A 12,164-nucleotide genomic window follows, 5' to 3' on the forward strand; every position below is an offset into this window, starting at 1 on the left:
CTCAGCGGACCTCTGTGATCTCGGGGCCGCGCTCGAAGGGGTTGAGCTCGTCCTCGTCCTTCTTCTCCTCCGCCTCGTCCTGGTCGACCTGCGGTGCGGTCAGTGCGATGAGCTCGCGGGGAGCCATCGCTTCCTCACCGCGATCGACGACGACACCGCGGAAGAGTGCGGAGAGTTCGGCACGCACCTCGTCATCGGTCACGGCCTTGCCGGAGAACACGGCGCGGACGAACCAGCGTGGTCCGTCGATGCCGGCGAAGCGCATGGCGCGTTTGCCGGGGCGACCGGATTCCGTCTTCGCCGGAACCTCGATGGCCAGCTCCTTGCCGAGAGTGGTGTGCAGCTTAGTCGACTCCCCACCCTGTTTGGTCACGGATTCGGCGAGCTGACCTCGCACCGTGTTCCACAGGCCCTCGGAGCGTGGTGTCGCGAACGCCTGCAGCTGGATGCCTCCACCGTCGTGGATGAGGGTGACGGCCAGCACGCGCTGAGAATCGTCGTCCGTGTCCAGGCGCACCTGCATGCCGTCGACGACGGGCACCTTGAGCGCGCCGAGGTCGAGGCGGTCATGCTCCGGGTACTCCTCGGAGATGTCGAAGGGGCCCTTCTCGGACCGGCCGAAGGGTGCGGACTTCTCCAGCAGCGCTTCTTCCTCGTCGATATCGTCATCGGACTCGGCCGCCTCTGCGGACTCAGCCTCGTCGTCATCGGCGTCGTCGTCTGCACGATCGGCCGCCTCGGTGTCGGTGTCCTGAGCGTCGAGCTCATCGTCGTCGGTGAGTTCGTCGTCGGCGCGGACGTCGTCATCGGTCGGTGTGGATTTCTTGAACCGGGAGAACAGTCCCATGAGTCCTCACTTCTCCTTTTCGCTGAGGCCGGCGACGATTCCGCCGGTGGATCCGAATCCCCCGGCGCCGCGGGTGCTGTCTTCGAGGGATTCGACGATGTCGAAGTCGGCGTGGGCGATCCTCTGGATCACGAGTTGGGCGATGCGGTCGCCGCGCACGACGCTCAGCGGGGTCTTCGCATCGAGGTTGATCAGCGGCACCTTGATCTCGCCGCGGTAGCCGGCGTCGATGGTGCCCGGCGCATTGACGACCGTGACTCCGTGCTTGCTCGACAGGCCCGAACGCGGATGCACGAATGCCGCATAGCCTTCCGGCAGGGCGATCGCGATTCCGGTCGGAACGACACGGCGCTCGAACGGCTCGAGCACGAAGTCGATCGCCGAATGCAGGTCCGCCCCGGCGTCGCTGGCATGCGCGTAGCCGGGCGCGCTCATGCCCGCGTCGAGGAGCTGGAGGTTGATCTTCACGGTTTCCGTCACAAAGATGCACTCTAACGCTCCAGCCTGAGCGTGGCCAAACTTCTCGCTATGGGACAATGGCCCCATGGCAACAACTCAATCCGGAACCCATGTGGTCTATCAGGAGAAGGTCCGCCCCTCGGTCGGCATGTGGATCCTCGTCGTGGTGGCCGCTCTGTCCACGGCACTCATGGTCATGCCCGTCTGGCAGCTCGGCACCATCATCCTTCCCATCGTCAGCTTCGTCCTCTTCGCCTGGTGGCTGAATTCGCTGACGCTGACGATCATCGTCACCGAACGGCAGCTGTTCGTGGGCGAAGCTCATATCGATCGCACGTTCGTTCCGGGTGCGGTCGCCTTCGACGGCGAGGAGGCCCGCCAGGCCCGCGGTGTCGATCTCGACGCCCGCGCCTTCCTCAAGATCCGGCCGTGGGCGAAGTCCGTCGTCCGCATCGATCTCGACGATGAGACGGATCCGACCCCCTACTGGCTCGTCTCGAGCCGTCATCCCCACGAATTAGCCGCCGCCCTCACCCCCTAATTGCTACCTGACGGCGGCCCAGCAACCTCGCGCGCGGTGGCTGGGCCGCCGTCAGGTAGTAAGGGGAGAAGAACGGACCGCGACCCTTACGAGGGCGCGGTCCGTTTTCGGGTTTTCGCGAAGAGAAGCGATTCAGCCTGCACAGTCCGTGCAGATGGGGACACCGCCTTCTTCGGTCGCAAGCTGAGAGCGATGGCGGACCAGGAAGCACTCCATGCAGGTGAACTCATCGTTCTGCTTCGGCAGGACCCGAACGGAGAGCTCTTCGTTCGACAGGTCCGCACCGGGAAGTTCGAAGCCTTCGGCTACTGCAGTCTCGTCTTCGTCGATCTTGCTCGCCTGATCCTGGGAACGCTGGGCCTTGAGCTGCTCGATCGAATCGCTTTTGATCTCATCGTCTTGCTTGCGAGGTGCGTCGTAGTCTGTTGCCATATGGCCTCATCGCTCTCTGTCCGGAGGGGGTGCCGAAGAGGAGCATTTTCTCCTCTTCCGAGATGTGTCCCCAGCATTGTGCACTGTATGCTTGCCGTTGGCAAGATGGAATGAGCACCTGATGCGGTGATTCTCGTCACCAGCTTGTCCGCATGGACAGAGCACACATAGAGTTCACGAAATGCTCTGCAAGAATGCTTGTGATGGACAGCACCGACAGCCCGCTCTGTCGGTCGAATACCGGGTTCGTCCCCTGTGGAGGCGGCCCGAGGAAGGACGGATCCACAATGAGTGAATTCGCTGATCAGCTCGACACCCGAATCGATGATGTCCGTCATCGCATTCACGAGGCCCGTTCTGCCGGTGACGACTTCCTCGTCGAAAATCTCATCGACGACCTGCAGAACCTGATGGAATTGGCCGGACGCAACGATGTCGACACCGGTCCCATCGCCGAGGTGATCCAGGCCGAGACGGGGGCCCTGCCGGTCATCCCGAGCCCCGAGGATCACTGAGAGAACGCACAGAGAAGAACCCTCCCCCACCGCTTCGGTGAGGGAGGGTTCATTCTTTTCCCGGGATCAGTTCGCAATGGCCCAATTCGGGTAGGTCGCGCGTTCGATGCGGCCGCGGCAGCAGTCGATGCTGCAGGCCCCGCTGCCGGGCACCAGGGCCTTCGTCCCGGGCAGGGCAGGAGCGTCGACGCCTTCTCCGCGCAGCTGAGCCGCGCGCTCCTCGACGAGGTCGACGAGTCCCCTGACGAAGGCGTCATGGGTGCCGACGGTGTCGACCCGGGTGAAGTCGAGACCGAGTTCTTCAGCGGTCTCCTTCGCTTCGGTGTCGAGGTCGAAGGCGACCTCCATATGGTCGGAGATGAAGCCGATGGGCACGAGCACGACACCGGTCACCCCCTCCTCGGCGAGTTCGGTCATCCGGTCGTTGACATCGGGTTCGAGCCAGGGAACCTCAGGTGAGCCGGAACGTGAGCAATAGACGAGTTCGGAAGGAACACGATCGGCCTCATCGATGCGCCCCATGAGGTGGTCGATGAGCTCTTCGTGCTGGGCCCGGTATCCGTTCGTGGTCACCTCTGAGGCGTCCTGCATGACGTTCGGGATCGAGTGGGTGACGAAGAGGATCCGGTGCTTGGCCGAATCGATCCGCCCGACCTTCGACCGGAAGTCCGCGAGACCCTGGTGCAGGCAGTCGGCGCAGGCGTCGGCGTAGCCGGGGTGATTGTAGAACTGACGGATCTTGTCGATCGAGACGGTGAGACCCTCGTCCTGGAGAGTGTCGATCGTCTTCGCGAAGTCCTCACGGTACTGCCGGCACGACGAGTAGGAGGAGTAGGCGGAGGTGTCGATCGAGAGGAACTGCGTGGCACCGTCCTGTGCCAGCTTGCGCACCTCATCGGTGAGATAGGGATCCCAGTTCCGGTTGCCCCAGATCAGCGGGGTCTCGATCCCACGACGGTCAAGTTCACCGCGCAGCGCGGCCAGCAGCGCCTTGTTCTGATCGTTGATCGGAGACTTGCCTCCGAAACCGAAATAGTGCTCCCCCACCTCCTCGAGTCGTTCCTCGGGAATCCCGCGGCCGGCGGTGACGTTGCGAAGGAATGGAACCACTTCTTCTGGGGCCTCCGGTCCTCCGAATGACATGAGGATCAGGGCGTCGATGGGTGCAGTCGTATTCACCTTCCCGATTTTACAGACTGCAGAGCCGCTCGGCCCGCTGTCCACACAGTGAGCCGCGACCACTCACGGTGCAGACGTTGACAGGACGGGCCATCGCCCGCCCCCGACGGCGTGGTGGCGACGCCGGCGGCGTGGTGGCGACGCTGTCCGAGCCGACGCACGGGTTTCCCTCCCGCACATTTCTCGCACGTGCGTGGCCGGTCTCACAGAATCACTCCGCCGGCTCCCGATCCGCCCCGTGATTTCGCGACTCGCGCGGAAATCTGCCCGGCACGACGCGCCGAACGTGACACGATCTTTAAGAGACGCGACAAAGGAGCTTAAGGCAATGCGTGAACTGATCTTGAACGGAGTCAACGCAGACGGCACACATCTGCTGTTGAACGACGAGAACGGGCTTCAGTACCGAGTCGTCCTCGATGAGGCTCTCTTCGCCGCGGTCCGCAGGGACCGCTCCCACCCCAAGTCCGAGACTCCCGTGCGCCCGAAAGAGATCCAGGCCATGATCCGCGGCGGCATGGACGCCGAGGAGGTCGTGGCCGCCACCGGTGCCGACATCGAATACGTGCGCACCTACGAAGGTCCGGCGATGGCCGAACGCGAACGCACCGCCTACCTCGCCAGCCGCCATCCCATCTATTCCGATCATGATCCCAACGGTGAGCCGACTCCGCTCGTCGAGCTGTGTCAGGAACGTCTGGCGATGCGCGACGTCGATATCGAGACGATGGAGTGGGATTCCTGGAAGCAGCAGGACGGCAACTGGTACATCCAGCTCAGCTTCACCGCCGCTGATCGGGTCCGCACCGCCAGCTGGCATTACTACCGCCGTTCGCTGACCCCGATCGACGACGAGGCGAAGTGGCTCGCCGATTCCGGTCCCACCGACACCGGACCGATCCCGAACTACGGCAGCGGTGCCGAACGACAGAGGAACACCGAGGAGGTCGATGTCCTCCCGGCGACCGATCAGTCGTCCGCGTCGATCGCCGCAGACGGACCGGTGCGCCCCACCGCCGGTTCGGCGCCGTCGCAGCAGGCCCGCGATCATCAGGCCGAGACCGGCCGGATTCTGGAGAACCTGCGCAAGCGCCGCCACGCCGAGGAGGAGCCGCGGACCCGTCTGCGCGCGGTCACCGAGGACCCCGAGACTCACCCGCAGGGAGCGCACACCGCCCCGGGCCAGCCCGAAGCCGCCACGGATGACGAAGTCTTCGCCTTCGAGGAGGCGGCTCGGTCTCCCGAGGAGCCGCAGGAGCCGACCGAGAAGGTCGGTGTCTTCGACGACGAGAATCAGCTCTCCCTGCTCAATGAGCCCGGAGTGAGCGATCACGACGACCAGTTCAAGGACTCCGCCTCGGCGAAGGATTCGAAGCCGAAGTCGAAGAAGAACTCGCGCGCCTCGATCCCGAGCTGGGACGAGATCATGTTCGGGTCGAAGCGGGACTGACCTCAGACTCTCGAGTGTTCGAGCTCGGGATCGTGTGAGCCGAGGTCTGCTGCACCCGGTTCGACCGTGCCGAGGTCGACGACCTCGTCGCCGTCCGAGATCAGTCTCCTGTCATGGGTGACCATGACGACAGTGCAGTTGCCCAGGCTCCCACGCAGATCGTCGATGAGCAGCCGAGCCGTCTCGTCGTCCAAGTGCGCTGTCGGTTCGTCGAGGACGATCACATCGGCTCCCGTCAGCAGGGTTCTGGCCACCGCCAACCGCTGTCGCTGACCGCCGGAGATCTCCGCTCCGTGGTCGCCGACCCACCGGTCGAGACCCTCGGCGTCGGCCCAGTCGCTCAGCCCTGCCGCTCTCAGCACGGAGATCATCTCGTCGTCCCCGGGAACCGACCGCCCGGCGAGTGCGAGATTGCCGCGCACGGTGGAGCGGAAGACGTGTGCCTCCTGAGGGCACCAGGCGATTCGGCCGACGAGGTCCTCGGGTGAGTAGGTGAGCATATCGTGGTCGATCCCGTTCCGGTCACGGGCACGGTAGCCGCCGGACCAGGGGTCGAGGAACCGCAGGAGCACACTCAGGCTCGTCGTCTTACCGGTTCCGCTGTCACCGCACAGCACGGTCCAACTGCCGCGTTGAGCTCTCAGGTCCAGTCCTGCGACGACAGCCCGATCGTCCCATCCGACTGTGATCTCATCGAAGTCGAGGGCGTCGACGCCGACGAGCTCGACCGGGCCAGAGCGGCGCGACAAGTCGTCGCTCTCGCCGGCCGTCGTTCCGGCAGCAGGAGCCTGCACTTCGACGTCGTGCCCCGAGACCTCGGCTTCGCGGTCCGCACTGTCTGCATCGGGCAGACAGTCCAGTGCCGATCCCAGGGCGGGCAGCTGGCGGAATGCGTCGAGTGCCGAAGCGAACTCTTCGCCCAGGCCCAAGGCCATGAGGGAGAGCACCGCGACGATCTCGATCGGAGCATCCGTGGACACCGCCAGGATCACTGCGGTGGTGAACGTGCTCAGCTGCAGCCACAGTTGGGCGAGCCCGAAGTTGCGGGCAGAGGCCTTCTGCTTCTTCTCGAGGTCGGCCTCCAAGCTGGCCAACAGGCCGAGGACTGCGGAGTCGACCCGGTTCGTGCGCAGATCGTCCTTTGCATGCAGAGCGCGGGTGAGCACGGACAGGATCCGGTTGCGGTCCTCCCTGATTCCGTGCGCCAACCTGCTCTCTGCCCGGATGACGAGAATCGGGACGATGACGAGGTTGATGGCGCCCACCAGGACGAACCAACCCAGTGACCTCACGTCGAGAAGTGCCGCAGTGATGCTCACGCCGATGACGACCATGGTGGAGACGAAAGGCGGGAACAGAGTCCGGGGCACCAGGTCGCGGACGTCGTCGGCGTCGGCGACCATGGCGCGCAGCGCCGAATCCGAGGTCAGCAGACGCCGATCACTCATGCCGACGCGTTCGAAGTGCTCCCACAGCCGTGTGCGCAGTCTCGTGAGCGCGGCGAAGATCGCCGAGTGGAGTCTCAGCCGGCTGACATAGAGCAGCACGGAGCGACTGAGCCCGAAGAAGCGCACTCCGACGATGGCGACCATGAGCAGCATGATCGGCGGCTGGTACGAGGCTTCGACGATGAGCCATGCGGAGACGGCAGTCAGGGCGATGGCGGCGAGGCTGGACGCGCAGGCGGTGAGCGCGGCCACCAGCATAGTCGGGGTGAACAGCGGCAGGCTCGAGCCCAGTATCGACCAGCGACGTCGCAGTGCAACTGTCCAGGACTCGCTCCGGGAGTCCTGCGTCGAGACATCCGGGTGCCGCTCGACGCCGGACCGATGCCCGGGCTCGCTGCCCGACCCCGTCCGTTCCGCCCAAGCCGAAGCTTCAGCCCGAGCCTGCGCGGCAGGAGCCTCGGCGGCGTCGGCTCGGGCATGATCCGCGATCGCGGTCGCCTTTGAGTCCGCTGGTACACCGTTCTCTGCCGCTTCGACGTGCGTCTTCTCAGGGCGGATCTCTGAGTCGGCCAGCGCGCGAACCTGTTCGTCATGGCTGGCGAGGATCACGCGGTGGGTGGCGGCCGCCTCGGCGATCATGCCGATGACGATGGCGGCATTGGCGGCGTCGAGGTGGGCAGTCGGTTCGTCGAGGACGAGCAGCTCGGCCCCGTCACCGAGGCGGTGCCGCACTCGCACGAGGGCCAGCCGACGCTGTTGGCCGGGGCTCAGCGCCGCCGTCTGCACCCGCAGATCGGTGGGCAGTCCGGCAGCCGACAGCGCCGTCCGAGCTTGGTCGGCGTCGAGACCGAAGAGTGCCAGTTCGGCGCCGATGGTCTCGGCGAACATACGTGGAGCCTGCGGCACGTAGGCCGCGCTCACCGGGCCGACAGTGGTGTGTGCATCTGCCGGCAGACTGCCGACCAGCGCGCTGAGCACTGTCGTCTTGCCGGTTCCGGACCTGCCGCTGATCGTCGTCACTCCCGGCCGGGTGTCGATGTCGCCAGACCACGTGATGAGTGTGCCGTCGGCATAGCGAACCCACTGGTCCCCCGGACGGCCGGAGTTATCGAGTGCGCGTGACCTCGCAGCCGCCGACAGAGTCCCTGTATCCGCCGACGGCGTCTCCGACAGCAGCGCCCGAGCTCTCTCCCGAGCCTCACGCCCGTTCTCGCTCGCATGATAGCCGGCCCCGAGTTCTCGCAGGGGGATGAAGCATTCGGGTGCGATGAGCAGAACCAACAGGCCATCCCCGAGGTCCATCGACCCGTTGACCAGGCGCACACCGATGACCACGGCGACAAGCGCCACGGAGATCGTGGCGATGAGTTCAAGCGCCAGACTGGAGAGGAACGCGATGCGCAGCGTCGTGAGGTTCGCCTGATGGTAGCGCTCCCCCAGTTCCCGCAGCCGGCGCGCGTGATCGCGTGAACGGCCGAGACCGATGAGGACGGGCAGCCCCTCGGCGAGTTCGGCCAGGTGATCCGACAGCCGCTCCAGAGCAGCCATGGTCTCCGAGGTCGACTCTGCCGTGTAGCGGCCGATGAGCACCATGAACATCGGCACCAACGGCAGGCAGACCGCGATGATGACCGCCGAGAGGACATCGCTGAAGACGATGCGCACCAGCAGTACGATGGGCACCACCGCGGCCGCGGTCAGCGCCGGCACCACCGTGGTGAAGTAGTCGTCGAGATCGTCGATTCCGCGGGTGACCGTGACCGCCGCATTCGTCCGCGGGCGTCCCCGGCCGCGCAGCAGACCGGAGAGGATCGAGCGCCGCAGACCCTGTTTCGAAACGGCTGCCAGGCTGGTGCCCAGACTGCGGTCGAGCCAGAGACCGCCGCCGCGCAGCAGCGCACCGAGGGCTCCGAGGACCATCCACAGTCCGGGCGCGCTGTGGCCGATGATGGCTCTCACCAGGGCTTCGGCGATGAGCACGATTCCCACCGACCGGCACAGGGCGGAGAGCACGGACAGCGCCAACCCCCGCCGACCGGTCGGCAGCTCGAACAGGATCGACAGGGGCGAGCTCACGATCGGATCGCCACCGGCAGCTTGTGAGCTTCGGGGATGTGGGTCTCGGCGATGCGGGCGAGGAACATCCGGTAGCTGAAGATCTGGTAGGCGATGATGATCGGCAGGATCACGATCGTCACGATGAGCATGACGTTCAAGGTGTAGTCCGACGAGGATGCCGCAGCGATCGTCAGCGAGTTCGCGGGGTCGATCGTCGAGGGCAGGACATTCGGGAAGACACCGGCGAAGACCGCGGCCAGACCAGCGATGAGGTAGATCCCGTGCAGGATGAAGGCGCGCTTCTCGGCACCGGCGCGGACCGCGACGAACGCGAAGATGAGAGCGGCGATCGCGATGAGCACCGGAACGACGAGCCAGGTCCGCTGGGTGATCGAGAAGGCGAACCAGATGAGGAACGGAATCGCGGCCGGCAGCATGATCCGACCGGCCCAGCGCCGCGACCGCGCCCGGACCTCGCCCTGGGTCTTGAGACCGAGGAAGATGAGCCCGTGGGCCAGGGAGAAGCCGAGGCCGCCGAGTCCGCCGACAAGCGCAGGCCATGACATCCAGGCGAAGGCACCGCCGATCATGTCGCCATGATCATTGAGCGGCAGCCCGATGGTCGTGAGTGCGAGCATCGCACCGATGCAGAAGGCTGTTCCGGCCGATCCCACGGCCAGGGCCCAGGTCCAGAAGGCCTTCCACTTCTCCGAGTGCCCCTTTCCGCGGTATTCGATGGCCACGGCGCGGAAGATCAGCGCGAGCAGGCAGACGGTCAGTGGAATGTAGAGCGCGGAGAACAGTGAGGCGTACCAGTGCGGGAAGGCCGCGAACATCGCTCCGGCGGCGGTGATCAGCCAGACCTCGTTGCCTTCCCAGACCGGACCGATCGAGTTGAGCAGAACGCGCTTGCCGCGTTCGCTGCGGCTGAGGAAGGGCATCATCATGCCCACCCCGAGGTCGAAGCCGTCGAGGAACAGGTATCCCATCCAGAGCACGACGATGAGGACGAACCAGATTGTGGCGAGGATTTCCATCGTGACCTTCCCTCAGTACGCGAACGACAGGACGTCGTCGCCGTTGTCGGTGATCGTGGGTTTCGTATTCGTCTGGTCGAGTTCGGGCATCGCCGAGGCGACTCCCCCCTTGACGTACTTCGTGATCAGCCGCAGTTCGACGACCATCAGAATTCCGTAGACGGAGGTGAGACTGATCAGTGAGAACAGCAGCATCGCCGGTGTCACCTCGGGTGACAGCGCCGCCTGGGTGTACATGTACACTCCGTCGAGCTGAGCCGGGTTCGGTGCGACGACGAAGGGCTGGCGTCCCATTTCGGTGAAGATCCATCCTGCCGAGTTCGCCAGGAACGGCGCCGTGATGGCCAGGACGAATCCGCGGCTGAGCCATTTCGACTCGGGCACCGTGCCCTTACGGGCCAGCCACAGCCCGATGACGCAGACGCCGGCGGCCAGAACGCCGAACCCGATCATCATGCGGAAGCCCCAGTAGGTGACGATCATGATCGGCTGGTAGTCGATGGGTTCGCCGGCGTGGTCGCCGTACCGCGGGTCGTCGGGGATATGGGTGCCGTAGCGCTCCTGGTATTCAGGCAGCAGCGTCGTCACTCCGTGGACCGGGGTATCGAAGTCGCCGTTGGCCAGGAAGGACAGCAGACCGGGGATCTCGAAGATGTTCTGCACTCCGTCGCAGTCGTTCGACGACGGATCGGCGATCGTGAGGACGGAGAATTGGGTGCCGTCGTGGCAGGCCGCCTCGGCGGAGGCCATCTTCATGGGCTGCTGATCGAACATCAGCTTGGCTTGGACGTCGCCGGTGATCGAAACGCCGGCGAAGGCGAGGACGCCGACGATCGCGCCGATGCGCAGGGACTTGATCCACACCGCATGATCCGTCTTGTCCCGCCCGGGAAGCTCCTTCGAAGAGCCCACGACGACCTTGCCGTCGGCACCGACGGTGTCGATTCCGGCCTTGCGCCGGTGGTAGAGGTGGTACCAGGAGATGCCGAGGAGGAAGGATCCGCCCACTGCCAGGGCGCCGAAGATCGTGTGCGTGAAGGCGGCGACGGCGGTGTTGTTGCCGAGGACCGCCCAGACGTCGGTCATCACGGGCCGACCGTCGACCATCTCGACGCCGACGGGGTGCTGCATCCAGGAATTCGCGACGATGATGAAGTAGGCCGAGATCCATGTGCCGATGACGGCGAGCCACAGCGAGCCGAGATGAACCGCGCGAGGCAGTCGGCCCCAACCGAAGATCCACAGGCCGAGGAACGTCGATTCGAGGAAGAATGCCAGCAGAGCCTCAAGCGCAAGGGGTGCGCCGAAGACGTCGCCGACGAAGCGGGAGTATTCGCTCCAAGCCATGCCGAATTGGAATTCCTGGACCAGTCCGGTAGCCACGCCCATGATGAAGTTGATGAGGAAGAGCTTGCCGAAGAACTTCGTGCTCCGCAGGTACACCTCGTTGCCGGTGCGATGATAGATCGTCTGCAGGACCGCCACGAGCATGCCGAGTCCCAGGGTCAACGGCACCATCCAGAAGTGGTAGACCGTTGTGATTCCGAATTGCCACCGTCCGATGAGGACCGGGTCCAGCTCCATGGATGCTCCATTCAGGTTTCACGCAAGCAATGTTTCTACGTCTCGTAGAATTCTACAGTCCGTAGAAGCAGTGCCCGAGTGGTTTCATCATTCAAGACTCCCGGTTCCAAGTATGCGCTCGGGCAAGCTCCCCTGACCAGAGCCGCCCCTCTGCCGATGCGCACGCGTCTATGTGGAATTCGACAGACTGTAGAGATATACTGGGGCGATCAGACCGGCAAAGAAATTGAGGGCGAAAGAACTGTGGGAACACTGGGTGAACTCGAACGCAGCGTCATGGACGCCATCTGGGTCCACGACGACGGGTTGAGCGCCGCCGAACTCCGCGAAGTCCTCTCGGATCGCGAGCTCGCGCTGACAACGGTCCATACCGTCCTGTCTCGACTCGAGAAGAAGGGCTTCGTCACTCGCGATCGCAGCATCCGTCCGCATCGCTACGTCGCGGTATCGACACGTGAAGACCACGTGGCGGAGCTGATGACCGAGATGCTGTCTCAGGCACCGGATCGTCAGGCTGTCCTCGCTCGCTTCCTCGGCACCGTCTCTGAGGCCGACACCAAGGCGCTGCGCAATCTGCTCGGGCGCAATCACTCGACGCAGTCCTGACCCAGGCC

General features: G+C 64.8%; 11 protein-coding genes. 4 read left to right on the forward strand and 7 right to left on the reverse strand.

Annotated features, from left to right (window positions below):
• Position 1 precedes the first annotated feature (1 nt).
• Positions 2–847 carry a DUF3710 domain-containing protein gene (locus HK353_RS04490; RefSeq protein WP_173152921.1) on the reverse strand — a complete coding sequence of 282 codons (846 nt, stop codon included), beginning with the start codon at positions 845–847 and terminating at the stop codon, positions 2–4.
• 6 nt (positions 848–853) lie between these two features.
• Positions 854–1,327: a dUTP diphosphatase gene (gene dut / locus HK353_RS04495; protein ID WP_342589815.1), complete on the reverse strand. Its 474-nt coding sequence runs from the start codon at positions 1,325–1,327 to the stop codon at positions 854–856.
• A gap of 64 nt (positions 1,328–1,391) precedes the next feature.
• On the opposite strand from dut, the gene HK353_RS04500 reads away from it, so the two are divergent.
• Entirely contained in the window at positions 1,392–1,847 is a 456-nt protein-coding gene (locus tag HK353_RS04500; RefSeq protein WP_173152925.1) for a DUF3093 domain-containing protein, read from the forward strand.
• A gap of 132 nt (positions 1,848–1,979) precedes the next feature.
• Here HK353_RS04500 and HK353_RS04505 read toward each other — a convergent pair whose 3' ends face one another.
• Positions 1,980–2,279: a DUF4193 domain-containing protein gene (locus tag HK353_RS04505; RefSeq protein WP_101546971.1), complete on the reverse strand. Its 300-nt coding sequence runs from the start codon at positions 2,277–2,279 to the stop codon at positions 1,980–1,982.
• A gap of 287 nt (positions 2,280–2,566) precedes the next feature.
• Here HK353_RS04505 and HK353_RS04510 point away from each other — a divergent pair, with 287 nt between their 5' ends.
• Positions 2,567–2,794 (forward strand): hypothetical protein, encoded by a 228-nt coding sequence (locus HK353_RS04510; protein WP_173152927.1) that lies wholly within the window; start codon positions 2,567–2,569, stop codon positions 2,792–2,794.
• 66 nt (positions 2,795–2,860) lie between these two features.
• On the opposite strand, the gene HK353_RS04515 is transcribed toward HK353_RS04510, so the two are convergent.
• Positions 2,861–3,973, reverse strand: a complete 1,113-nt coding sequence (locus HK353_RS04515; protein ID WP_173152929.1) for a ferrochelatase — start codon at positions 3,971–3,973, stop codon at positions 2,861–2,863.
• 328 nt (positions 3,974–4,301) lie between these two features.
• Between HK353_RS04515 and sepH the strand changes: the two genes are divergently transcribed.
• Positions 4,302–5,423 (forward strand): septation protein SepH, encoded by a 1,122-nt coding sequence (gene sepH, locus HK353_RS04520; protein ID WP_173152930.1) that lies wholly within the window; start codon positions 4,302–4,304, stop codon positions 5,421–5,423.
• Between the two features lie 2 nt (positions 5,424–5,425).
• Here sepH and cydC read toward each other — a convergent pair whose 3' ends face one another.
• From cydC to HK353_RS04535, 3 genes are read right to left on the reverse strand one after another with little or no spacing between them, the layout of a single operon-like run.
• On the reverse strand, positions 5,426–8,947 hold the full coding sequence (gene cydC, locus HK353_RS04525) for a thiol reductant ABC exporter subunit CydC (RefSeq protein ID WP_173152932.1): 3,522 nt from the start codon (positions 8,945–8,947) through the stop codon (positions 5,426–5,428).
• Entirely contained in the window at positions 8,944–9,966 is a 1,023-nt protein-coding gene (cydB, locus tag HK353_RS04530) for a cytochrome d ubiquinol oxidase subunit II (protein ID WP_173152935.1), read from the reverse strand. The genes cydC and cydB overlap by 4 nt, the downstream gene beginning before the upstream one ends.
• A 12-nt stretch (positions 9,967–9,978) precedes the next feature.
• Positions 9,979–11,550 (reverse strand): cytochrome ubiquinol oxidase subunit I, encoded by a 1,572-nt coding sequence (locus HK353_RS04535; protein WP_173152938.1) that lies wholly within the window; start codon positions 11,548–11,550, stop codon positions 9,979–9,981.
• A 243-nt stretch (positions 11,551–11,793) separates the two neighbouring features.
• On the opposite strand from HK353_RS04535, the gene HK353_RS04540 reads away from it, so the two are divergent.
• Positions 11,794–12,156 (forward strand): BlaI/MecI/CopY family transcriptional regulator, encoded by a 363-nt coding sequence (locus HK353_RS04540; protein ID WP_092013109.1) that lies wholly within the window; start codon positions 11,794–11,796, stop codon positions 12,154–12,156.
• The last annotated feature ends 8 nt before the right edge of the window (positions 12,157–12,164 follow it).

The sequence above is a fragment of the Brevibacterium permense genome (assembly GCF_013280495.1).
GTDB lineage: Bacteria > Actinomycetota > Actinomycetes > Actinomycetales > Brevibacteriaceae > Brevibacterium > Brevibacterium permense.